The organism is Azospirillum sp. A1-3, from assembly GCF_023806445.1.
In the GTDB taxonomy this organism is placed as follows: domain Bacteria; phylum Pseudomonadota; class Alphaproteobacteria; order Azospirillales; family Azospirillaceae; genus Azospirillum.
Map to the genome: position 1 here is coordinate 261861 of NZ_JAMSLU010000007.1, position 23293 is coordinate 285153.

Consider the following 23293-nt stretch of genomic DNA (forward strand, 5'->3'; position numbering starts at 1 on the left):
GAGGTAAGCTTTCTGTAGTGTCTGCCCCAAGCGTCAAAACCGGCGGGTCCGCGGCCGGCCCGGGCAAACAAAGCTCCGTCGATGACGCTATGCTACGGGGAAACGGAGCGTGGCCGCTCCTTCAGTTTGGAATGTTGGCGCGCCTTCAGCGTTGGCTCCGCTTCGATCTCTCCCTCAGAGCGTCGGAATCGATCACGGGGCCTGGGCGACAGCGCAAGTGCCGCGTGGGCTGGACAGCCCAGAAGGCGTCTTTGGAACGGCGCCTTCTGGATCGTGACCCCTGTGGCGAAAGAAAGCCTCAACGGCAGAGCTGGACGAATTTGCGCTCAGGGATTGGGGGCGGGGAGGGGTGCAGGATCAATCCCTGCTCATCAACATCGACGCGGGCGTCAGGATAGACGGCAAGCGCCAACTGCAAAGCCTCGATGAAGCGTTTGCGGAAATCGCGCAGACGGCTGTAGCCGGCGCCGAATTGCTCGAACACCGCCGGCCAGGTGATGGCGGTCGAGCGGCTCAGACTGTGCAAGCGGTAGGCGAGCCAGATATAGATGTCGATGCTGGTGCTGTTGTTCTGGATGTGGCGCAGGGCTGGTTCCCAAATTGGCACCGGGTGGGCCTTCAGCTCGCGGAAGAAGGATTCTGAGAGCAAGACCCGGTCTTCCCACAGCGAACCCTGGCCCTGGCCATTCCCACCATTGGTGGAAAAGTGAATGCCACCTTTGACGATGGAGCCTTTTTCAAAGCCGATGCTGTGGGCATCTTCCCAGGCAAAGGTGAGGTTGCAAGCGGCGATGCGCGACGCCTGCTCGCGGATGTCCCGGTAGGTCTGTCCGCCAACCGACAGGCCCATGCGGTCCAACCATTCATGCATGCTGCGGCCGAGTTCAACCTCGCGGCTATCGGTCTGGATGGCGCGGGTCTGCAGATAGAGCAGGATCATGCGCGCCCGGCTGCCGTAGGGAACGCCGTAAAGCTTAAAGCCTCCATTGCGGATTGGCAGTCGTCCCGGCTCGATCAGTAAACGGATCCGATGTCCGCGGCGCTCCCAGGGCTGATCGTCGGGAAGACGACGGTGAGGAAGTGCGGTCAGAGCAAAGCCTGAATAGGTGATACCAAGCTCTTGCCGTTCTTCTTCCAGAACGGCAGCGGCGACATCGACTAGCGAACGCTGGTCCGGATCGGTCTGCAGCGCTTTCGCTTGGTCGCGTCCAAGCTGGGTTATCAGGCTGTGTAACTGTCCCATACGCACTGTCCTTGGCACGACTTTGCGGGTTCCCCTATAGCACGGTCGGATAGGGGCAGCAATTTGGAGTCTTGTCGCTCAGGCTATTTGTAGGGATATTTGATTTAGTTATTAGTTTGTGCGACAAAACTCCAGTAGCGAATCGCGAGTCGCGCGACAAAACTCCAGAACTCCCGCGACAAGACTCCAGCGGATAGTTTGACTGGCCTGTGGATATCCGGCTGATCGCGACAAGAGTCCAAACATGACGTTGCGAATCACGGACTCATCATTTTCCGAGTCGCGTTTTCCGAGTCGCAAAGAGCGTTTGGCGACGATTCCGCGTGGTTTTCTGCTGGCTCTCGCGGTCAGGCGGATTTGGAGTCCAGTCGCGCCGACACGTGTGGCCACCCCTGCGACAGGGGGGCGCGACAAGACTCCAGTCCCTTGGGTGGGGCCTGGGACGGCACCAAGCGGGCCCAGGGGGACGGAGCTGCCGCAGTTTGGAGTCTTGTCTCGCCCCCCTGGATGAGGCGCTTCGGTCGGAGGGGTCTCGGAGGGGTGCTTGTGGAGGGCGAAGACGCTGGTCTATAACAAGCCGCCATGGCGCCGAACCGGGGGGAGGACGCCATGGTCGGTGCGCAAAGGTCCACATGAGGGCTTTCGTACCCCTCCGAACAGACGGTTTCACAACATAGGGCAGCAGGATGAACGGCAACTCTGTGCAAAAGATCATCCCGGTGCTGCTGTCCGGCGGCACGGGATCGCGTCTGTGGCCGTTGTCGCGTGACCTTTACCCCAAGCAGTTCCTGCCTTTGTGTTCAGAGCGCACGATGTTGCAGGACACTGCCTTGCGGGTCAGTGCTGAGGTGACCACAGCGGTCGAGGCAGAGGCTGTCTTCTCAGCTCCCCTGGTGATCTGCAACCAGGAGCACCGTTTTCTGGCTGCCGAGCAGTTGCGCCAGTCGCGCTGCACCCCGCGCGGGATCATTTTGGAGCCGATGGGGCGCAACACCGCCGCGGCCTGTGCGCTTGCCGCGTTGACGGTCGAAGCCGACGATCCGGACGCTCTGCTGCTGGTGCTGCCGGCCGACCATGAGGTTCGTGATGTCGAGGCATTCCGGCATGCCGTGGGCATCGCCGCCCGTGCCGCCGCTGCCGGCCGGCTCGTCACCTTCGGCATCACTCCGACCCGGCCGGAAACCGGCTATGGCTATATCCGCCGCGGCCATGCGATGGACGAGGCTGACGGCGCTTATGCTGTTGCGGCCTTTGTTGAAAAGCCATCGCTGGAGGTGGCCGAGCGCTACCTTGCGGAAGGCACCTATGCCTGGAACAGCGGCATGTTCCTGTTTCCGGTCGCCCGGCTGCTGGCTGAGCTGGAGCGTCACGCCCCAGCGGTGCTCGCGGCCTGCCGCGCCGCATTGGAGACCGGGGCATCCGACCTTGATTTCTTCCGTCTGAATGCGGAGGAATTCGCCAAGGCTCCCAGCATCTCCATCGATTGTGCCGTGATGGAGCGCACCGACCGCGCCGCCGTCGTGCCGTGCGAAATCGGCTGGACCGACGTTGGGGCCTGGTCGGCGCTGTGGGATGTCGGAGCCAAGGACGGCGAGGGCAACGTTGTCATCGGCGACGTGCTGCTGGAGGGGGCCCGGGACTGTTACGTGCGCAGCGACACCCACCTGACCGCGGTGGTCGGGGTGGAGAATGCCGTGGTGGTGGTGGTGGACGACGCCGTGCTGGTTGCCGACCGCGACCGAGCCCAGGATGTCAAACGCATCGTCGATCGGCTGAAGGCCGACGGCCGCAGTGAGTCGAGCAGCCATCGCCGGGTCCATCGCCCGTGGGGTTCGTACCAGTCCTTGCACACTGGTGACCGCTTCCAGGTCAAGAGCCTGACCATCGCGCCCGGCTCACGGCTGTCCTTGCAAAAGCACCATCACCGTGCCGAGCACTGGGTGGTGGTCAACGGCACCGCCCTGGTCACCCGCGGCGAGGAGCAGGTGATGGTTTATGAAAACCAGTCGATCTACATCCCGATCGGCACCGTCCACCGGCTGGAAAACCCGGGCAAGGTGCCGCTGACCGTGATCGAGGTGCAGTCCGGTTCCTATCTCGGCGAGGACGACATCGTCCGGCTTGAGGACGTGTACGGACGCAACTGAGGCCACAAGCGGGGAGGATGCCATCGGGTGGATGGCGTCCTCTCCCGTGGCGGCTTCAGGCAAAAAAGCGGGAACGGAAATAGGCGATGGTGCGGGCCAGTCCCTCGTCCAGCGGCACGGCCGGTTCCCAGTCCATCAGGGCGCGGGCCTTGGCGATGTCGGGCTGGCGCTGCTTGGGGTCGTCCTGCGGCAGCGGCTTGTGTTCGATCTTCGAGCCCGAGCCGGTGAGGCGGATCACCTTCTCGGCCAACTCCAGCATGGTGAACTCGCCAGGATTGCCGAGGTTGATCGGGCCGGTGACCCCGGCCGGCGTGCCCATGAAGCGCAGGAAGCCGTCGATCAGGTCGTCGACATAGCAGAAGGACCGCGTCTGCTGTCCATCGCCATAGATGGTGATCGGCTCGCCCTTCAGTGCCTGGATGATGAAGTTCGACACCACCCGCCCGTCATTCGGGTGCATGCGCGGGCCGTAGGTGTTGAAGATGCGGATCACCTTGATCGACAGCTGATGCTGGCGGTGATAGTCGAAGAACAGCGTTTCCGCGCAGCGCTTGCCCTCGTCATAGCAGGCGCGCGGGCCGACCGTGTTGACGTTGCCCCAATACTCCTCCGGCTGCGGATGCACCGCCGGGTCGCCATAGACCTCCGAGGTCGAGGCCTGCATGATCCTGGCCCCCACCCGCTTGGCCAGCCCCAGCATGTTGATGGCACCATGCACGCTGGTCTTGGTCGTCTGCACCGGGTCATGCTGGTAATGGACCGGTGAGGCCGGGCAGGCAAGATTGTAGATCTCGTCGACCTCGACATAGAGCGGAAACGTCACGTCATGGCGCATCAGCTCGAAATGCGGGTTGTCCAGCAGGTGCAGGACATTGTCGCGGCTGCCGGTGAAGAAATTGTCGACGCACAGCACGTCGTTCCCGGCCGCCAGCAGCCGCTCACACAGGTGCGAGCCGAGAAAGCCGGCGCCGCCGGTGACGAGAACACGCTTTCGGTTGGTGAGGGCCGGCAAGGCTTCGATCCTGTCCGTGGTTGGTGACGAGGCGGGTGGCCGCGGGAGAGCAGCCCCCAGCGCTTTTGAGCAAACGCAGCAGGAGACCGATTGATCCGCTAGCTGAGCAGTCCCAGCAGATAGCGTCCGTACTCGTTCTTCTTCAACGGCTCGGCCAGACGGCGGACCTGTTCGGCATCGATCCAGCCGGAGGTGTAGGCGATCTCCTCCGGACAGGCGATCTGCAGGCCCTGGCGGTGCTGGATGGTGCGGACGAACTCTGCTGCCTCCAGCAGGCTGTCGTGGGTGCCGGTGTCAAACCAGCCATAGCCGCGGCCCATCTGCTCGACCGACAGCCTGCCCATCTCCAGATAGGCCGCGTTGACCGAGGTGATCTCCAGCTCACCCCTGGCCGACGGCTTCACCGCCGCGGCGACGTCCAGCACGTCATTGTCGTAGAAATAGAGCCCCGTCACCGCCCATTTGGAGCGCGGGGCAACCGGCTTCTCCTCGATGCTGAGCGCGCGGCCGGCCTCGTCGAACTCCACCACGCCATACCGCTCAGGATCGCGCACGGCATAGGCGAAGACGCTGGCTCCCGTGGTCCGCTCGCCGGCCGCACGCAAGATGTTGGTCAGGCCATGGCCGTAGAAGATATTGTCTCCCAGCACCAGGGCGCACGCGTCGGTGCCAATGAACGCGCGGCCGATGATGAAGGCCTGCGCCAGCCCGTCGGGCGAGGGCTGGATGGCGTAGCTCAGGCTCAACCCCCACTGTGACCCGTCGCCCAGCACCGTTTGGAACAAGGGCTGGTCGTGCGGCGTGGTGATGATCAGGATGTCACGGATGCCGGCCAGCATCAGTGTGCTGAGCGGGAAATAGATCATCGGTTTGTCATAGATCGGCAGCAGTTGCTTGCTAACCGCCCGCGTCACCGGGTAAAGCCGGGTGCCGGAGCCGCCGGCCAGGATGATCCCCTTCATCGTCTTACGTCCCTTACGCCTGCGGCGGGTTGGTGAACAGCTCGTCAAGCACATGGTCCAGGCTGTCCTGCCACGGTGGACAGGAGATGCCGAGCATCTGCTTGGCCCGGCTGCAGTCCAGCCGCGAATTGGCCGGGCGGCGCGCCGGGGTCGGATAGTCGGCCGTGTTGATGGCAACCAGCCGCGGCCGCTTGCCGGTGCGCTCGTCCAGCCGCTGGAAGATGCGCTCGGCAAAATCATGCCAGGTGGTATAGCCGCTGCCGGTCAGATGGTAGGTGCCCCAGGCGGCGCTGCCCGTCTTCTTGATGGTGTCGGCGACCTGTACGATGGCCGCGGCGAGATCGGCAGCGGCGGTGGGGGAGCCGTGCTGGTCGGCGACCACCCGCATCTCGTCGCGCTCCTGGCCCAAGCGCAGCATCGTTTTGACGAAATTGTTGCCGTAGGCGCTGTAGACCCAGGAGGTGCGCAAGATGACGTGCTGCGGCGTGGCTGCCCGCACCGCCGCTTCGCCGGCCGCCTTGCTGGCGCCATAGACACCCAGCGGGTTGATCGGGTCGTCCTCGCTGTAGACCCCACCCTTCGTCCCGTCGAACACATAGTCAGTCGACACATGGATGAAGGGGATGCCGCGCTTGGCGCAGGCTGCCGCCATGGCGCCCGGCCCGTCACGGTTGATGGCGAAGGAGAGATCCACCTCGCTCTCGGCCTTGTCGACCGCGGTGTGGGCGGTGGCATTGACCAGCAGATCGGGCGCGTGGGTGGCGACCGCCTTCTCCACATCGCCAGGCCGGGTCACATCGAAGTCCGGGTAGGGCAGGCCGACGACGTCGGTGCCGGGCGCCCAGATGGCCCGCATCAGCTCGAAGCCGAGCTGGCCGTTGCTGCCGAGCACGAGAACCTTCATTGGGCGGCTCCTTCTTCCTTCAGACCCAGCCGCTCGCCACGGTAGGAGCCGTTCAGGATGGCCTGCCACCAGTCGCGGTTTTCCAGATACCAGGCGACCGTCTTGCGCAAGCCGCTCTCGAAGGTCTCCTGCGGCCTCCAGCCCAGTTCGCGCTCGATCTTACCGGCGTCAATCGCATAGCGCTTGTCGTGGCCGGGGCGGTCGGTGACGAAGCTGATCAGGCGGTCGTGCGGCGCGCCGACCGGGCTCATCTCGTCCAGATGCGCGCAGATGGCGCGGACGACCTCCAGGTTGGTGCGCTCGTTGTGGCCACCGATGTTGTAGCTCTCACCGATGCGGCCCCGTTCCAGTACCACCCTGAGCGCCCGGGCATGGTCTTCGACATAAAGCCAATCGCGGATGTTGTCGCCCTTGCCATAGACCGGCAACGGCTCGCCCGCCAAACCCTTGAGGATCATCAGCGGGATCAGCTTTTCCGGAAAATGATAGGGGCCGTAATTGTTGGAGCAGTTGGTCAGCACCACCGGCAGCCCGTAGGTCTCGTGCCAAGCGCGCACCAGATGGTCGCTCGACGCCTTGCTGGCCGAATAGGGCGAGTTGGGGCTGTAGGCGGTGGTTTCGGTGAAGAAGCCATCCTCGCCCAGCGAGCCGAACACCTCGTCGGTGGAGATGTGGTGGAAGCGGAAGCGCTCCTTGCGCTCCGCCGGCAGCGCCGACCAGTGGCCGCGCGCCGCCTCCAGCAGGCGGAAGGTGCCGACCACATTGGTCTGGATGAAGTCGCCCGGTCCGTCGATCGAGCGATCGACATGGGACTCTGCGGCCAGATGCATCACCGCATCGGGCTGGTAGGTGGCGAAGACACGGGCCAGCTCGGCACCGTCGCAGATGTCGACCTTCTCAAAGGCGTAGCGGGGATTGCCGTCTGCTCCCGGCAAGGAGGACAGGTTGGCCGCGTAGGTCAGCTTGTCGACATTGACGACGAAGGCGTCGGTTTCGGCAAGGAGCTGGCGGATCACCGCCGAGCCGATGAAACCGGCACCGCCGGTGACGAGAATGCGCGTCATCAAACCACCTGCGCCCTGTCAAAAAATGGAACGGCCAGATCACGAAAATCCCGACGCCCCGCAAGATCGGGGCCGACGAGATCCACCTTATTAGAACAGCTCCGTTGCCTCCGCCAAGCGCGGGTTCTTGAGGTCCTTGTCGGACAGGCGCGCTGCGCCCGGTGCCACCGGCCACTCGATGCCGAGCGCCGGGTCGTTCCACAAGATCCCGCGGTCATGCTCGGGCGAATAGAAGTTGGTCACCTTGTAGATGACTTCCGTGTCGGGCTCCAGCGTGCAAAAGCCATGGGCGAAACCGACTGGAATCAAGATTTGGTTCCAGTCTGCGGCGCTGATGATCGCCGACACATGCTGGCCGAAGGTGGGCGAGTCCTGACGGATGTCCACCGCCACGTCAAAGACGGCGCCGCGGACCACGCGCAAGAGCTTGTCTTGGGCGAAGGGGGGGAGCTGATAATGCAACCCCCGGACAGTCCCGCTGTCAGCCGACAGCGACTGGTTGTCCTGCACGAACTCGAGCAGAAGACCGGCCGCCTCAAACGCCCGCTTGCTGTAGGTCTCTGAGAAAAATCCACGGTGATCGCCGAACTTCTTCGGGCGCAGGATTTTCACGTCAGGAATGGCGAGTGCGGCGATGTCCATGGCTCAGGAGCTCCTGCTTTGCGCCGGTCTGCTGCGGCGTTTGATCGTCTTGGTATCGCCGGTGACCGCTGAAGTCTACGGCTGAATACCCCTGATGGGCTGTTTGGCACAAAGCTGTCTCTTTTCGGGACCTGCGAAAGGAACAGGCTTGCTCAGCGTAAAAGGGTATGATCGGAGCAAGCTGGCAGCCCATAGTCTGTCACGCTTTGCATCGCAGCACGAATGGACCGTTCATGGCTGATCCAACATCCCGTAAGACTGTGCTGGTGACCGGCGGCGCCGGCTACATCGGCTCCCATGTTGTGCTGGCGCTGCTGGATGGCGGCTGGCCGGTGGTGGTGGTCGACGATCTGTCCAGCGGGCGCCGCGCCGCCATCCCGCCCGGCGTGCCACTGGTGGAGGGGGACGTCGGTGACGCCGTCCTGATCGGCCGTGTCATCCAAGAGCATGCGGTCGGCACCGTCATGCATTTTGCCGGCAGCATCATCGTGCCGGAGTCGGTGGAAAAGCCACTCGACTATTACCGCAACAACACGGCCAACAGCCTGACGCTGATCGAGGCTTGCCGTCAGGCTGGGGTGGACCGCTTTGTCTTCTCCTCCACCGCGGCGGTGTATGGCATGGCCGAGGCGACGCCGATCGACGAGGAGGCGCCGACCAGCCCGATCAACCCCTATGGCCGCTCCAAGCTGATGACCGAGTGGATGTTGCGCGATGCCGCCACCGCCCATGGCCTGCGCTCGGTGGTGCTGCGCTACTTCAATGTGGCGGGAGCGGACCCGCAGGGGCGTTCCGGCCAGTGCACCCGGGTTGCCACCCATCTTTTGAAGATTGCCGCCCAGGTGGCGACTGGCCAACGACCAGACATCCAGATTTATGGCGACGATTATCCCACCGCCGACGGCACCTGCGTGCGCGACTATATCCATGTCAGCGATCTCGCCGCTGCCCATGTCGCTGCCCTGGTCCACCTGGAGGCAGGGGGCGACAGCCGGACCTTGAACTGCGGTTATGGCCGCGGTTATTCGGTGCGCGAGGTGCTCGACATGGTGCAGGCGGTGCTGGGCCGTCCGCTGCCGATCCGGGTCGGTCCGCGCCGACCCGGCGATCCACCGGCCCTGGTGGCCGCCACTGCCCGCATTGGCCAGGAACTGGACTGGACCCCGCGCCACGCCGATCTGCGCGGCATCGTCGCCTCAGCCCTTGCCTGGGAGCGCACGCTGGTCGAGGACAAGGCGTCATCATAACTGTCAAGAACGGCGCTCCCTGCCCCCCGGCGACAGCGCCAGCAGGGCCCGCGTGCAGATCACGTTCTCCATCCGCGCAAGGTGAAACTTATCCGGCCAGCCGCGCCTCGATCTCTTCGCACAGGTGGTGATAGAGGCACAGGTGGGCTTGCTGAATCAGCGGCGTCGAGCGGGAGGGAACCGCCAGCAAAACGTCGCTGAGCGCAGCCAGCCGGCCGCCGCCTTCGCCGGTCAGCGCCACGGTGGCCATACCATGGTGCCGTGCCGCCTCAAAGGCGGCAACCACATTGGCGGAATTGCCGCTGGTGCTGAGGCCGAGCAGAACCCCGCCAGGTTCGGCGTAAGCCTCCACTTGGCGGGCGAACACCGTCTCATAGCTGTAATCATTGGCCCAGGCGGTCAGCACGGCGGCGTTGGAGCTGAGGCAAATCGCCTTCAAGCCTCGGCGTTCCTTCAAGAAGCGCCCAACCAGCTCTCCGGTGATGTGCTGGGCGTCCGCCGCCGAACCGCCGTTGCCGCACACCAAAAGCGGCCGTCCGGCGGCCAGTGCGGTTGCGATGCACTCGACGGCCGCCGTCATCACGCTGGCAGGGATGGCCGCGCGTGTTTGGAGCAAGAGCTCGGCCGAACGCTCAAGATACTGGGCCAGAGACGCGTGGGGCATGGTGGAGTTGGCCATGATGACACCTTTTTTCCGGTCGAAGAGGCCGCAGGCGGTGGTCTGGCATCGCCCTCCTGCCGCAAAGGGCAGGGACGGTGCGCGATCAGCCGGAGCGGTCCTTGTGCAGGTGATAAGACAGATAGGCTTTGGTTCGCCGAGCCGCCCCGAAAACCCCTTCGGCGCGCAGCGACCACAGGAGCTTTTTTGCATGGACGCCCAGCCAGCCCCGGCGAGGGACCGGCAGCGGGCCGCCCAGCGGCATCGGCTGGGTGCCGGCGGTCAACCCAAACAGACGGACCGTGTCATCCACCGCGCTCGACCAGCGGTAGCGGCGGCGGACAAAATGATAACACATCAAAGAATGCCGGCGCAGCAGCCCGCGGTCTTGCGCATAGGCTTGGACCAAGCTCAGCATGTCGCGGGCGTTGGCTGCCAGCAAAGGCGTCATCTCGGGATGCGCCCCGGTGTCATACGCTAACCCGGCCGTGCCAAGCGCCTGCGCCTCCAGCAAAGGCAGGTTGCAGCCTTCCCACAAGCTGGGCGAGATGAAAACGTCAAGCCCACGCAGATAGGCCGCCCGCTCCTCGTCGGTGGCGTTCAAATGGGTGTGGATGCCGGCCGCCTGGAAAGGCTTGGCGTCTTCCGGCGTACCACGGCCCATGATGTGCATGTCGGCATGGAGACCTGACGCGCGCACGGCTGTAGCGAGGTCGAGAAAAACCTGCAGGCCCTTGTAGCGCGCTTCACCCTGGCCAATGCGCATCAAGGTGCCGATCTTCAGCGGTGCTCCATCGCCAAGCGGATAGTCCTGCAGGCCTTTGCTGCCACGGTCGGGGACATGGTCGCAGCCGTTGAAGATCAGATGGGCTTGCGGCCAGCCGATGTCGTGGGCGATGAATTCGGAGATGGCCACCACGCCGGTAAGGGCCGGATAGACCCGCTCTTGCTTGTGGCGCACGACCGCCTCGCGCGCGGCGCGGTCGCTGTCGAAAAAGGCAGGGCTCGGGTCACCATGCTCCCAAGCCCAGCAGGAGAACGCGCCCTGCAGGGCGGGCAACGCTTCGAAAAACGGTGATGTGTGGGCGACAAGGACGGTGGCGCCGACCGCCTGGGCCAACGCGGCGATGGCATCGGGCTGTGGTTTGACCGGACGGATGTCGAGCCCCTGTATGGTCCCGTCCTGTTCGACACAGCCGATCGTCACCGCCACCCCACGGGCGGCCAGACCACGCGCCAGAGTCTCGATGACCACCGAGACGCCAAAGCCGCGGGCCATGCGGTAGCACAAGAACAGCAAGGATGAGGCGGAAGTCGACACCGGAGATCCTACAGAGCGAAAGCGTCGATGAAGGTCCCCCAGCGGCGCATGAAGAGCTGGCGGTCGGCCCAGTCTTCTGACCCCCTGGGGCGGGTCGCGTTTTCCAGATGCAGCACCGGACCCGCGTTGAGAACAGCAGCCCGTCGGCCTAAGCGCTGGACCGCCAAGCAGAGCGCCACATCCTGGCACTCGGTGCGGTAGCCTTCATCGAAGCCACCGATGGCACGGAACAGGTCGGCGCGGATCATCAGGCAGGCACCGGTGACAGCCAGACACTCCCAACTGTCAGCCATCTGCTCAGGCACTGGGGTATGGGCATGCGGGTGGAAGCAGAAGCCACGCAAAGGGCCATCACGGAACACATCGATGCCGGCATGCTGCACCGAGCCATCGGGGAAAAACAGGCACAACCCAATCACCCCCAGCTCCGGCCGGCGCTCCAGCTGCTGAACCATGCGCAAGATGCTGTCAGGCTGGTCACGGACGATCACATCATTGTTGAGGAACAAGGCGGTGTCGTAGCGGGCATGAGCGAAGAAGAGCTGGTTGTTGCAGCGGGAGAAGTGGTAGCTCAGCCCGCGCACCACGGTGACGAGGGGGGGCAGGCGCTCGTAAAACGCTAGCACGGTGGGGTCGGTGGAGCCGGTATCGCCAATCAGCACCTCAAACCCCAGCCCGGCCTGCTGGAACAGGGGTGCCATCGCCACCAGGCTGTCAATCAATGGAATGATCAGCTCGGGCTTGTCGATGGTGAGAATGACGATGGACAGCCCATGGGGCAGGTCTGCCGGCCCCCTATCGCGCGGTACAGCCTGCCCGATGGCGTTGACCCGCTCCAGGTTCGTCAGAGAATAAGGAGCAAGCCGAGGGTGACGCTGCATGGGAGGTCGAGACGCTTTGCAAAACAATCCGCGGCCATAAGATCGTTGGCGCCTTGGTTCGTCAATGCATTTCACCGCAAACCAGTGCCACTGGGGAACGGCTTGGCCGCACTTTGTGCAAAGGCCTTCCGCGTGGCAGTCGAAAACACGCAACACCCCGGGGGCCTGGAGGAAGGGCAAACTCCCAAGGGGTCACTGGGGCAACCGGCCATTTGCCCCAGTGACCCCTTGGGCGGCGCATCAGACGATGTCGCGCCGCCGCAACTCTTCGATCAGCTGGGCGACCATCTCGTCGGGCGTCTGTTCGGCGCCCTTCAAGGTGATCTCCGCGGCCTCCGGCGGCTCATAGGCGCTGTCGATGCCGGTGAAGTGGGGGAGCTGGCCGGAGCGGGCCTTCTTGTACAGCCCCTTGGGGTCGCGCGCCTCGCAGACCTCCAGCGGCGTGTCCATGAACACCTCCAGGAACTCGCCGTCCTCCACCAGGGACCGCGCCATCCGGCGTTCCTCGCGGAAGGGCGAGATGAAGCTGACCAGCACGATCAGCCCAGCCTCCACCATCAGCTTCGACACCTCGGCCACCCGGCGGATGTTCTCCACCCGGTCCTCGTCGGTGAAGCCGAGATCGCGGTTCAGACCAAGGCGGACATTGTCGCCGTCCAGGATCATGGTGCGCCGACCCAGACGGTGCAGTTCCTGCTCCAGCCGGTCGGCGACGCTGGACTTGCCGGAGCCGGACAGGCCGGTGAACCACAGCACGCAGGGCGTCTGCAGACCGCCCGCTCGCGCCGCCTTGTCCACCTTCGTGGCGTGGCGGTGGATGTTGGAGGCTCGGCGCAGGGGAAAGCGGATCATGCCGCAGCCGGCGGTGGCGTTGCTCAGCCGGTCGATCAGGATGAAGCTGCCGGTCTCGCGGCTGTCGGCATAGGCGTCGAACGGGATCGGCCGGTCGAGCGCCAGATTGCACAAGCCGACGTCGTTCAGATCCAGATGCTTGGCGGCAGCATGCTCCTGGGTGTTGACGTTGATGGCGTGCTTCAGCTCGCTCACCTGGGCGCCGACCGTCGCCGTGCCGGCGCGCAGCAGATAGGAGCGGCCGGGCAGCAGCGGCTGCTCGTCCATCCACACCACATATGCTGCGAGCTGGTCGGCCACCTCCGGCCGGCCGGCGGCGGCGACGATCATGTCGCCGCGGCTGGCGTCGACCTCGTCGGCCAGCACCAGGGTGATCGCCTGTCCGGGCGCTGCCGTCTCCAGGTCGCCGTCCATGGTGACGAGGCGGGCCACCCGGCTGGTCCGGCCACTGGGCAGGATGGCGACGTCGTCGCCGACGCGCACCGCGCCGCCGACCACCGTGCCGGAGAAGCCGCGGAAGTCCTGGTTCGGCCGGTTCACCCACTGCACCGCCAGGCGGAAGGCGCCCAGCGTCTGCTCGGCACAAGCGTCGACGCTCTCCAGATGGCCGAGCAGGGTGGGGCCGTTGTACCAGCCCATGGCCTGGGACGGCTTGGTGACGTTGTCGCCGGTCAGGGCCGAGACCGGGATGCAGGTGACCTCGGTGAGGCCGATGCGCTCAGCAAAGACGCGGTAGTCGGCGGCGATGCGCTCGAAGGTGTCGCGGTCCCAGCCGACGGCGTCCATCTTGTTGACCGCCAGCACGACATGGCGCACGCCCAGGAGCGAGACGATGGTGCTGTGGCGGCGGGTCTGGGTCAGCACGCCCTTGCGGGCGTCGACCAGCAGGACCGCGGCGTCGGCGGTGGAAGCACCGGTGACCATGTTGCGGGTGTACTGCTCGTGACCCGGCGTGTCGGCGAGGATGAACTTGCGGCGGTCGGTGGTGAAGAAGCGGTAGGCGACGTCGATGGTGATGCCCTGCTCGCGCTCCGCCGCCAGCCCGTCGACCAGCAGCGCGAGGTCGAGCTGGCCGGCGCCGGTGGTGCCGAAGCGGGTGGAGTCCGTCTCCAGGCTGGCGAGCTGGTCCTCAAAGAGGCATTTGCAGTCGTAGAGCAGCCGGCCGATCAGCGTCGACTTGCCGTCATCCACCGAGCCGCAGGTGATGACGCGCAGCAGGTCCTTGTCATTCTGGCGGGCCAGATATGCCTGCACTTCGGCAGCAGCGGTGGTGGTCTCGGCGGTGAGGGCAGGGTCCTTCAGCATCAGAAGTAGCCTTCCTGCTTCTTGGCTTCCATCGACGCACCGGCATCCTGGTCGATCACCCGGCCCTGGCGTTCGGAGGTGGTGGCGAGCAGCATCTCGCGGATGATCTCTGGCAGGGTGGCGGCGGTGCTGCGCACGGCCCCGGTCAGCGGATAGCAGCCGAGCGTGCGGAAGCGCACCCAGGCCATCTCCGGCGTCTCACCCGGCTTCAGCGGCAGGCGGTCGTCATCGACCATGATGAGCGCACCGTCTCGCTCCACCACCGGACGCGGTTTGGCGAAATAAAGCGGCACCACCGGGATGTTCTCCTGGTGGATGTATTGCCAGATGTCGAGCTCGGTCCAGTTCGACAGCGGGAAGACGCGGATGCTCTCGCCCTTGTTGATGCGGCCGTTGTAGAGGCTCCACAGCTCCGGCCGCTGGTTCTTCGGCTCCCAACGGTGGGAGGATGTCCGGAAGGAGAAGATGCGCTCCTTGGCGCGGCTCTTCTCCTCGTCGCGGCGCGCCCCGCCGAAGGCGGCGTCGAAGCCATAGGCATTGAGCGCTTGTTTGAGCGCTTGTGTCTTCATCACGTCGGTGTGGACGGCCGAACCGTGGGTGAAGGGGCCGATGCCCTGGCGCACGCCGTCCTGGTTGATGTGGACCATCAGGTCGATGCCCAACGCCTGCGCCGTGCGGTCGCGGAACTCGATCATCTCCCGGAACTTCCAGGTGGTGTCGACATGCAGCAGCGGGAAGGGCGGCTTCGACGGATAGAAGGCCTTCATCGCCAGATGCAGCAGCACCGAGCTGTCCTTGCCCACCGAATAGAGCATGACCGGCTTGTGGAACTGGGCCACCACCTCGCGCATGATGTGGAGGCTTTCGGCTTCAAGACGCTGAAGATGCGTCAGGCGGGCAGGGGAGAGGGTCACAGGAGGACGACACAACGGTGGTTGTCGGAAGCCGGTCGGCATGTCGCTCAGAGCCGGAGGACACAAGCAAGGTGCCCTGGGGCTGGTGATATACGCCCTTGCCTCCCCGTCCGGCAATCCCTTCGCGCTCATGGCAATAGTGCGTGACAGCCACCGCGCTCTAGAGTACGACAAAGCCTTATGGCCCAGGCACCCGGTACCGAGAGGGACGGGGAGGCCGGTTTTTGCGTTGACGAGCGCTCCCATGCCTTGCCCTCTTTTTGTTCCCATCTCCCCATGATCTGCCCATGAGCCTTTTGTTCGACTCTGCCGACCGCAGCCAGACCGCACGTGCCTACGAGGACCTGGTGAAAGGGGTCACGAGTTGGTCACTGTGGGGGATGCTGGGGTGGCATGACATCCGCAAGCGCTACCGGCGCTCCGTGCTTGGTCCCTTTTGGCTCACCTTGAGTATGGCGGTGCTGGTTGCCAGCCTGGGTCTCATCTACGGCTCACTGTTCCGGTTCGAGCTGCGGGGCTATCTGCCGTTTCTGGCTCTGGGCTTGGCCATCTGGGGCTTCATTGCCGCTGTGCTGAATGAGGGCGGGCAGAGTTTTCTGGAGTTTGAGAGCCTGATCAAGCATGTGCGCATGCCGCTGTCGGTGCATGTGCTGCGGATCGTCTGGCGCAACCTGATCATCCTCGCCCACAATGTGGTCATCTTTGTCGTGTTGGCGCTGTGGCTTGGTTTGTGGCCGGGGGCGGCTGGACTGCTGGTGCTGCCGGGGCTGGTGTTGCTGCTGGTCAACGCGGTGTGGGTGGCGCTGCTGCTCGGGATTGCCTGTGCGCGCTTTCGTGATGTGCAGCCAATTGCCGCCAGTGTGGTTCAGCTGTTGTTCTTCGTCACCCCGGTGATGTGGAAGCCGGAACTGATGGCCGAGCGGCAATGGCTCATTCTGCTCAACCCCATTCACTACCTGATCGAGGTGGTTCGCGCCCCCTTGTTGGGTGAGGTGTTGCCGCTGTCCGATTGGGGGGTGGCCGCGCTGATCACGGTCGTCGGTTGGTCGCTGACCTTTGCGACCTATGTCCGGTTCCGCAAACGCATTGCTTATTGGCTGTAGGCTCGTGGCTCAGATTCACCTCGACCAGGTTTCTGTCGATTTCGTCGTCTATCAGGGCAGCGGACGCTCCTTGAAGAAGACGCTGTTGCATTCCTCAACCAGCGGCATCATCCGCCACGACGCCCAGCACCGCATTCAGGTGCATGCGCTCGACCGGGTCTCGGTGCAGTTGGAGCATGGCGACCGGCTCGGGCTGATCGGCGGCAACGGAGCCGGCAAGACCACCTTGCTGCGGACGATGGCCGGCGTCTATGAGCCAACCACCGGGCGCATCCGGGTCGAAGGCCAGGTCACCCCGCTGTTCGATCTGTCGATCGGCTTTGACGGCGACGCCACCGGCTATGACAACATCCGGATGCGGGCAGCCTATCTTGGCGTGTCGCGCCAGGAGATCGAGCGCAAGATGGACGACATCGCCGCCTTCACCGAATTGGGCGGCCATCTTGATTTGCCGGTGCGAACCTATTCGGCCGGCATGATGTTGCGTTTGGCCTTCGGGGCTGCCACGGCCATCGATGCGGAAATCCTGCTGATGGATGAATGGATCGCCGTCAGTGATGCGCAATTCCTCGAAAAGGCCGAGCGCCGGGCCGAGGAGTTCGTCAGCCGCGCCAGCATTCTGGTGATGGCCTCGCATGTGGAAAGTGTGCTGCGCCGCTTGTGCAACAAGCTGCTGTGGCTGGAGAACGGCCGTGTTGTCATGATGGGGCCGTTTGAGGAGGTGTTGGAGGCCTATCATCGGGCCACCGAAACCGGCAGCGCCGGCCGCCTGCGTGGCCTTGCCCCCGAGGCAGCGCGGACCGTCGTGCAATCATGACGCAGACCACGCTCTCAAGCGTGATCTGCTGGCCTTGGGCAGCGTTTGTCGAGTTGGGTGGCTGAACGCAAAGGGGCTCCCTCCACCTCGGCCGGGCCAGCCCCTATCCAGAAAAGCAGAGAGCAAAGTCTCCAATCGGCACCGGACATAACCTTGCGGCGCCGTCTGCCAGCATGCTATCGGTATGGGCCTTTATTACAATCAGCTGCTCCCTAAGAATGACTTTCAGAACATTGATGGATAAGCTGCGCGCTGCGCAGTCCTACAGCCCGTTCGTCCTGGAACGATTTCTGGGGCCGATGCGTGCTGAAACACGGCTGGGACGAACGCTCAACTTCGTGTTTTGGGCTGGGTGGCAATCCGGTCGGCGCGTTTTGCGGTTGGTGCGGCCTCTGCCGGCGGCTGTTCCAGCCCCCATGGCCGCGGCTCCGGTGATCGAGGCCCCCAAACCGGTCGAGCCTGTCCGTCTTCCGGATATGCGCACTGCCGAGCGGTGGTACGATGACACGGCGCCGGACGTTTCCATCATCATTTTGAACTTCAACAAGGCGGAGCTGACCATCAAGTGTCTGGCTTCGCTGTGGGAGCACACCACCGGCCACAGCTATGAGATCATCGTGGTCGACAATGGCAGTGGGGCTGAGGATTTCGCCATCCTCGCCAAGCATCATGGCCGCTCGACCCTGGTGCGCCTGGAGGCCAACCGCTTCTTTGGGGAAGGCAACAACATCGGCTTTGAGGCGAGCCGCGGCGGCTTTGTGATCTTCATGAACAACGACGTCACCGTCGAGCCGAACTGGCTGGCGCCGTTGATGCAGCCTTTCCTCGCGCATCCGGACTGCGGCGTGAGCGGTCCGAAATTTGTCTATCCCGATGGCCGCTTGCAAGAGGCCGGCGCGCTCCTTGACAAGGAGGGCAATGCGGTCCAACTCGGCAAGTTCGGCAGCCCCGACGACCCTCGTTTCAACGAGCCGCGCACGGTCGATTATGTTTCGGCCGCCACCGTGGCCATGCGGCGTGAGACCTTCCGCACGGTCCTCGGTTTCGATCTGATGTGGGAGCCGGCCTATTACGAGGACAGCGATCTGTGCTTGAAGATCCGCCTGCTCGGGCTCAAGACCTACTACTGCCCGACCTCGACGGTGATCCATCACGAGAACGCCACCTCGTCCGATCAGCGCCATGGCCTCAAGCTCAACAACATTGTTGCGATCAATCGCACCAAGTTCATTGAGCGCTGGGGCGATGTGCTGCGTGGTGACGCGGCCAGCCCTTCCTCGGAGCTGTTTCCAGCCAGCCCCGCCAATTGGACGCCCAAGGCCACCAAGCGTGCCGCCCTTTACACGCCCTACAACATCATTCCCGGCGGTGGCGAGCGCTATTTGCTGACCATTGCCGAGGCGCTGCGTGGCGCGTATGAGGTTTTCCTGGTGACGCCGGAGCTTTTCAGCCGGCTGCGCATCCTGACGGTCGGGCGCGAGCTTGGGCTGGCGCTGGATCATGTGCACACCGTTTCCCTGGCACAAGCAGCCGCCATGCCGCGCTTTGACCTGTTCGTGGCGATGGGCAACGAGATTGTGCCGCCGGTGCCCGCCATGGGCGTCAAGAGCATCTTCCATTGCCAGTTCCCCTTCCCGGTGTCGGTGCATGAGCTGGCGCGGCGCTGGACCTGGTGGGACGGCTATGAGCAGCTGGCGGTCAACTCTCCCTTCACCCAGCGTCATGTCGAACAGCAGATGCGGGACTGCGGTCTGCCTCCGCGGCCGGTGTCGGTGGTCTATCCGCCGGTCGATGATCTGGGAATTGATGAGGAGCAGCTGAGCGCCAAGTCCCCGGTCATTCTGCATGTCGGCCGCTTCTTCACCGGTGGCCATTGCAAGCGCCAGGACCTGCTGATCCAGACCTTCCGTGATCACATCCATGCGGCCGGCATCAAGGCTGAGCTGCATCTGGTGGGCTCGCTGCATCCGGAGGCCGAGCACCGCGACTATTTCCTGCTCTGCCAGGAGCTGGCCAAGGATCTGCCGGTCACCTTCCATCTGAACGCCTCGACCACTGACATGAAGGCGCTGTACCGCCAGGCCTCGGTCTATTGGCACGCCACCGGCCTTGAGGTCGACGAGCAGCTCAATCCGGAAAAGGCCGAGCATTTTGGCATCACCATCGTCGAAGCGATGTCCGCCGGCTGCATTCCGGTGGTGGTGAACAAGGGGGGGCCGCGCCACATCGTTGCGCATGGGGCGACCGGCTACCATTTCGACACCACCAAGGAGCTGGCCGACCACACCGCCGCGATTTTGTCGGCCAACAACAGTGCGCCGACCCTGGCCATGCGCCGGGCCGCAATCGCAGCCGCCAAGCAGTTCTCCAAGCCGGCCTTCTCCCGCTTCTGGCAGGAGCTTGATCAAAGCGTCGCGCTGGAGCCGACCAACTGAGTGTTGCCAAGCATGGACACCCCCCTGCCGCCTGCTGTGGCGGCTTCCCCTGGTGTGGCGACCGCCGGCACCACCGCTGTCATCGTGCTTGGCATGCACCGCAGCGGCACCTCGGCCCTGACCCGCGCCGTCAACATTCTCGGCGCGGCGGTGCCCTCGAACCTCTATCCGGCTTTGCCCAGCAACCCGTTGGGTCATTGGGAGTCCAATGATCTCATCGCCCTTCATGACGAAATCCTCACTTCGGTCGGGCTCGCCTATGACGGGCTGGGGCCGTTTCCACAAGCGTGGTTCGCTACAGAGCAGGCCGAGGCGATGGTCGGGCGTCTGGTTGCGGTGTTGCGCCGCGATTTTGCCGATGCGCCGCTTTTCGTTCTGAAAGACCCGCGGATTTGCCGGCTGGTTCCGCTGTGGCTGCGCGTGCTGGAGCGTTTTGGCGCCCATCCGGTCTTCCTGGTGCCCATCCGCCATCCCTTCGAGGTGGCGGGCTCGCTGTTCAAGCGCAACGGCTTCAGCCGTGAGAAGTCCTTGCTGCTCTGGTTGCGCCATATGGCCGAGGCCGAACCGGCAACGCGGGCGCAGGAGCGCTGCTTCTTGACCTATGATGCGCTTCTGGCTGATTGGCGCACGGTGCTTGGACAGGCCGGGCATGCGCTTGGCATCACCTGGCCTGAGCCTTTCGATCGGGTCGCCGGGCAGATGGGCAAGGAGCTGTCGCCGGTCTATCGCAACAATCAAGCCGCAGACGATGAGCAGGCGCTGGACGCGGCGGCCCCGTGGGTGGCAGCCCTTTATCGTGCGCTGCACAGCCTGGTCATCGATCCGACCGATCGGCAGGCTTGGTCGGCGATCGACGCCGTGCGTGAGGCGCTTGCCGCGGGCGACCCCTTGTTCGTTCCCTTGCTGGCGGGGCAGGTTGAACAGGCCAAGCCGTCGGTTCCCGCTGACCTGCCGGTGTTGGGCACGGATATTCCCTCCCTGCCATCGGCGGCTGGGCCGGTTTCGCCGACCACGCCGGTCCGAGACCTTCCGCCCGCCCGCCCGTCCGCCGAGGGACCGCTGTTGGCGTGGATTCGCGCCAAGCTGCCGCCGGACCGTCCCACCGCCGAGGCGATGGCGCTGGTGCGGGACTCAGGCCTGTTCGATCCACACTTCTATCTCGACAGCCATCCCGATCTGCATCAGGGCGACATCGATCCCTTGCGCCATTTCGTGGAGCATGGCGGTGCGGAGGGGCGACGGCCCAACCCGCTGTTCGACAGCGCCTGGTATCAGGACCGCTACGGATGTGCCGGCAACCCGCTGGTGCATTACCTCACCGGCGGCGAGGCCGCCGACAACCGCCCCAACCCTGTCTTCGACCCGGCTTGGTACCGGCGGACCTATGCGCCGCAGGGCTCCGCCCTGGCTGATTATCTGCACGGCGGCTGGCAAGCCGGCCGCCGCCCGAATGCGCTGTTCGATGCGAGCTGGTACCGCGCCACCCACCAGCCGGCCGGTGAGCCGCTGGCCGATTATCTGGCCAATCGGGGACGCAGCGAGCGGCGCCCGAACGCGCTGTTCGATGTTGCTTGGTACCGCACCACCTACCAGCCGGCCGCTGACCCGTTTGACGATTACCAAGCGGGAGGCTGGCAGGCTGGTCGATGCCCGAACGCGCTGTTTGATGTCACCTGGTACCGTGCCACCTATCATCCGCTGGGCGATCCGCTGGCCGATTACCTGGAGAGTGGGTCCGAAGCCGGCCGCCGCCCCAACGCGCTGTTCGATGTGATCTGGTACCGCCAGACCTACCAGCCCGACGGTGATCCGCTCGTCGATTATCTCACCGGCGGCTCACAGGCCGGTCGGCGGCCAAACCGCTTGTTCGACGTCACCTGGTACCGCCAGACCTATCAGCCTGGGCAGGAGCCGCTGGCCGACTATCTCCATGGCGGCTCGCGCGGCGGGCGGTGGCCGAATGCGCTGTTCGACCCGGTCTGGTACCGCACCACCTACCAGCCCGACGGCGAGCCGCTGGCCGACTATCTGTTCACCGGCCCGGCGACCGGCCGCTGGCCCAACGCGCTGTTCGACCCGGTCTGGTACCGCACGACCTACCAACCGACGCTCGAACCGCTTGAGGATTACCTGACCGGCGGATCAGCGGCCGGCCGCTGGCCGAATCGGCTGTTCGACCCGGTCTGGTACCGCACGACCTACCAGCCCGACGCCGAGCCGCTGCACGATTATCTGCGCCCTGGGCGTGCCCACGACCGCAAGCCGAACCCGATTTTCGAACCGGTGTGGTACAGTGAAGGCCATGCTGGACATATGCGGGGTGGCGAGCACCCGCTGGCCCATTATCTGCGGGATGGGGGGCCGAAAGGCTGGACACCGGCTTGGCTCTTCGATCCCGGCTTCTACCGCACCCAGCCGGGGGTGGAACTGGCGGACGGCCAAGATGCCCTGGCGCATTATCTGTGGCACGGGGCCGCACGGGGACTGGCCCCGCACCCGATCTTCACCGGCCAGGTCTTGGCCGAAGACGGGGCTGCCCTGGCTCCCGGCTGGCTGGAGCATTGTGCGGCCACGCTGCACCGCCCGGCCGCGGCTGGGGTCGACAATGGCCCAGTACTCGCCTATTTCCGTGAGCGGCTGTGGCGGAGCCCGCCAGGGCGCCGCCGGCTGGTCGCCGTCTCTCATGACGCCAGCCGCACCGGTGCTCCGCTCTACCTCCTGCGCTTGCTGCAGCAGCTTGCCACCACGCAGCCCGAGTTGGACATTGCCGTTCTGCTGATCGGCGGCGGTCCGTTGGCGGCGGACTTCGCTCGGCTTGGCCCCACCTTCGATCTCTACCGCTACAACCAGGCGGCACGAGTCGAGGCGGAGCAGGCGCTGCGTGATCTGACCGGACTGGCGGCGCAGGCGACGGTGGCGGTGTGCAACACGGTGGTCGCCGATCGCTTTGCCGAGGCGCTGTCGCAGGCCGGGGTGCCGGTCTTGTCCGTGCTGCATGAAACCCCGGCCTCAATCCTTGAGTTTTACGGGGCCGAGCGCGTTCAGCGGATCGCCGGAGCCGCCCGCCGCATCATTGCGGTGTCGGATGTGATGCGCGATGCCTTGATTGACAGCTTCGACCTTCCGCCTGACCAGGTCAGCCGCATCCATGGCGGATTGGTCCTTGATGCCTTGCTGCAGGGCTCAGGCGAGCGTGCCATGGCGCGTGCGGCCTTGCGGCGGTCGCTGGGGCTGCCGGACGAGGCGGTGGTCGTGCTTGCCTGCGGCACGCCGGATTTGCGCAAAGGCTTCGACCTTGCGGTGCAGATGGCCAAGGAGCTGCGCGAGAGCGCTGCACCGATCCACATCGTCTGGGTCGGCGGCGCCCTCACCCCCGACCAGGAGCATTGGGCGCGTTTCCTGCTGCGGGTCAGCGGGGTGGACGGCACCATGCAGTGGCTGGGACCAACCGATGACCCGGCGCCCTTGTATCATGCGGCCGACCTCTTCCTCCTGCCATCGCGCGAGGATCCCTTCCCGCTGGTGGTGATTGAGGCGATGGCGGCCGGGTTGCCGGTGGTGGCCTTTGCCGAGGCCGGTGGCGCCGTGGAGGCGATCGGGGCGAGTGGGGTGAGCGTTCCCCTGCTCGATCTGCAGGCGCTGCGCACGGCCATCGAGGGACTGGCCCAGGATCCGGGGCGTCGGCAGAGCTTGGGAGCAGCCGCGCGGCACCGGGTGCAGTCCTATCTCACCTTCGAGCGGGTCGCCCGCGAGTTTGAGGCGCTGATGGAGGAGGTGGCCGGCTGA

Annotated in this window: 17 protein-coding genes; 6 read left to right on the top strand and 11 right to left on the bottom strand. The window is 64.8% G+C overall.

The window, feature by feature from the left end; all coding sequences use genetic code 11:
• Positions 1-298: 298 nt before the first annotated feature.
• Entirely contained in the window at positions 299-1243 is a 945-nt protein-coding gene (locus M5E06_RS31760; RefSeq protein ID WP_252141653.1) for a replication protein RepA, read from the bottom strand.
• 686 nt (positions 1244-1929) lie between these two features.
• On the opposite strand from M5E06_RS31760, the gene M5E06_RS31765 reads away from it, so the two are divergent.
• Positions 1930-3390 (top strand): mannose-1-phosphate guanylyltransferase/mannose-6-phosphate isomerase, encoded by a 1461-nt coding sequence (locus M5E06_RS31765; RefSeq protein ID WP_252141654.1) that lies wholly within the window; start codon positions 1930-1932, stop codon positions 3388-3390.
• A gap of 55 nt (positions 3391-3445) precedes the next feature.
• Here the strand turns inward: M5E06_RS31765 and M5E06_RS31770 are convergent, their stop codons facing one another.
• From M5E06_RS31770 to rfbC, 5 genes are all read right to left on the bottom strand, one after another.
• Entirely contained in the window at positions 3446-4402 is a 957-nt protein-coding gene (locus tag M5E06_RS31770) for a UDP-glucuronic acid decarboxylase family protein (protein WP_252141655.1), read from the bottom strand.
• 98 nt (positions 4403-4500) lie between these two features.
• Positions 4501-5364, bottom strand: coding sequence for a glucose-1-phosphate thymidylyltransferase RfbA (gene rfbA, locus M5E06_RS31775; RefSeq protein ID WP_252141656.1), 864 nt, complete (start codon positions 5362-5364; stop codon positions 4501-4503).
• Between the two features lie 13 nt (positions 5365-5377).
• Positions 5378-6268 carry a dTDP-4-dehydrorhamnose reductase gene (gene rfbD / locus M5E06_RS31780; RefSeq protein WP_252141657.1) on the bottom strand — a complete coding sequence of 297 codons (891 nt, stop codon included), beginning with the start codon at positions 6266-6268 and terminating at the stop codon, positions 5378-5380.
• Positions 6265-7332: a dTDP-glucose 4,6-dehydratase gene (gene rfbB, locus M5E06_RS31785; protein WP_252141658.1), complete on the bottom strand. Its 1068-nt coding sequence runs from the start codon at positions 7330-7332 to the stop codon at positions 6265-6267. The genes rfbD and rfbB overlap by 4 nt, the downstream gene beginning before the upstream one ends.
• Positions 7333-7422: 90 nt before the next feature.
• Positions 7423-7974: a dTDP-4-dehydrorhamnose 3,5-epimerase gene (gene rfbC, locus M5E06_RS31790; RefSeq protein ID WP_252141659.1), complete on the bottom strand. Its 552-nt coding sequence runs from the start codon at positions 7972-7974 to the stop codon at positions 7423-7425.
• Between the two features lie 233 nt (positions 7975-8207).
• Here rfbC and galE point away from each other — a divergent pair, with 233 nt between their 5' ends.
• Complete coding sequence (galE, locus tag M5E06_RS31795; RefSeq protein ID WP_252141660.1) at positions 8208-9221, top strand: UDP-glucose 4-epimerase GalE; 1014 nt, start codon at positions 8208-8210, stop codon at positions 9219-9221.
• A gap of 88 nt (positions 9222-9309) precedes the next feature.
• Here the strand turns inward: galE and M5E06_RS31800 are convergent, their stop codons facing one another.
• From M5E06_RS31800 to cysD, 5 genes are all read right to left on the bottom strand, one after another.
• A complete protein-coding gene (locus M5E06_RS31800; RefSeq protein WP_252141661.1) occupies positions 9310-9900 on the bottom strand; it encodes a D-sedoheptulose-7-phosphate isomerase in 591 nt (196 codons plus the stop codon).
• Between the two features lie 85 nt (positions 9901-9985).
• Positions 9986-11158, bottom strand: a complete 1173-nt coding sequence (locus M5E06_RS31805; RefSeq protein ID WP_252141662.1) for a glycosyltransferase family 4 protein — start codon at positions 11156-11158, stop codon at positions 9986-9988.
• Between the two features lie 50 nt (positions 11159-11208).
• Positions 11209-12081, bottom strand: a complete 873-nt coding sequence (locus M5E06_RS31810; protein ID WP_252141663.1) for a glycosyltransferase — start codon at positions 12079-12081, stop codon at positions 11209-11211.
• Between the two features lie 240 nt (positions 12082-12321).
• A complete protein-coding gene (gene cysN, locus M5E06_RS31815) occupies positions 12322-14238 on the bottom strand; it encodes a sulfate adenylyltransferase subunit CysN (RefSeq protein WP_252141664.1) in 1917 nt (638 codons plus the stop codon).
• Positions 14238-15131 carry a sulfate adenylyltransferase subunit CysD gene (cysD, locus tag M5E06_RS31820; RefSeq protein WP_252141890.1) on the bottom strand — a complete coding sequence of 298 codons (894 nt, stop codon included), beginning with the start codon at positions 15129-15131 and terminating at the stop codon, positions 14238-14240. Before cysD ends, cysN begins: the two co-directional genes overlap by 1 nt.
• A gap of 308 nt (positions 15132-15439) precedes the next feature.
• Between cysD and M5E06_RS31825 the strand changes: the two genes are divergently transcribed.
• The 4 genes from M5E06_RS31825 (at position 15440) to M5E06_RS31840 (ending at position 23293) form a co-directional block, all read left to right on the top strand.
• Positions 15440-16255, top strand: coding sequence for an ABC transporter permease (locus M5E06_RS31825; protein WP_252141665.1), 816 nt, complete (start codon positions 15440-15442; stop codon positions 16253-16255).
• Complete coding sequence (locus M5E06_RS31830) at positions 16218-17072, top strand: ABC transporter ATP-binding protein (protein WP_252141666.1); 855 nt, start codon at positions 16218-16220, stop codon at positions 17070-17072. Before M5E06_RS31825 ends, M5E06_RS31830 begins: the two co-directional genes overlap by 38 nt.
• 236 nt (positions 17073-17308) lie before the next feature.
• Positions 17309-19507 carry a glycosyltransferase gene (locus M5E06_RS31835; RefSeq protein WP_252141667.1) on the top strand — a complete coding sequence of 733 codons (2199 nt, stop codon included), beginning with the start codon at positions 17309-17311 and terminating at the stop codon, positions 19505-19507.
• 12 nt (positions 19508-19519) lie between these two features.
• Positions 19520-23293, top strand: coding sequence for a glycosyltransferase (locus M5E06_RS31840; protein ID WP_252141668.1), 3774 nt, complete (start codon positions 19520-19522; stop codon positions 23291-23293).

Coding starts and splice junctions, on each gene's coding strand:
- M5E06_RS31760 (WP_252141653.1), bottom strand. CDS start 1,243: ATGGGACAGTTACACAGCCTGATAACCCAGCTTGGACGCGACCAAGCG.
- M5E06_RS31765 (WP_252141654.1), top strand. CDS start 1,930: ATGAACGGCAACTCTGTGCAAAAGATCATCCCGGTGCTGCTGTCCGGC.
- rfbA (WP_252141656.1), bottom strand. CDS start 5,364: ATGAAGGGGATCATCCTGGCCGGCGGCTCCGGCACCCGGCTTTACCCG.
- rfbD (WP_252141657.1), bottom strand. CDS start 6,268: ATGAAGGTTCTCGTGCTCGGCAGCAACGGCCAGCTCGGCTTCGAGCTG.
- rfbB (WP_252141658.1), bottom strand. CDS start 7,332: ATGACGCGCATTCTCGTCACCGGCGGTGCCGGTTTCATCGGCTCGGCG.
- rfbC (WP_252141659.1), bottom strand. CDS start 7,974: ATGGACATCGCCGCACTCGCCATTCCTGACGTGAAAATCCTGCGCCCG.
- galE (WP_252141660.1), top strand. CDS start 8,208: ATGGCTGATCCAACATCCCGTAAGACTGTGCTGGTGACCGGCGGCGCC.
- M5E06_RS31800 (WP_252141661.1), bottom strand. CDS start 9,900: ATGGCCAACTCCACCATGCCCCACGCGTCTCTGGCCCAGTATCTTGAG.
- M5E06_RS31805 (WP_252141662.1), bottom strand. CDS start 11,158: ATGGCCCGCGGCTTTGGCGTCTCGGTGGTCATCGAGACTCTGGCGCGT.
- M5E06_RS31810 (WP_252141663.1), bottom strand. CDS start 12,081: ATGCAGCGTCACCCTCGGCTTGCTCCTTATTCTCTGACGAACCTGGAG.
- cysN (WP_252141664.1), bottom strand. CDS start 14,238: ATGCTGAAGGACCCTGCCCTCACCGCCGAGACCACCACCGCTGCTGCC.
- M5E06_RS31825 (WP_252141665.1), top strand. CDS start 15,440: ATGAGCCTTTTGTTCGACTCTGCCGACCGCAGCCAGACCGCACGTGCC.
- M5E06_RS31830 (WP_252141666.1), top strand. CDS start 16,218: ATGTCCGGTTCCGCAAACGCATTGCTTATTGGCTGTAGGCTCGTGGCT.
- M5E06_RS31835 (WP_252141667.1), top strand. CDS start 17,309: ATGGATAAGCTGCGCGCTGCGCAGTCCTACAGCCCGTTCGTCCTGGAA.
- M5E06_RS31840 (WP_252141668.1), top strand. CDS start 19,520: ATGGACACCCCCCTGCCGCCTGCTGTGGCGGCTTCCCCTGGTGTGGCG.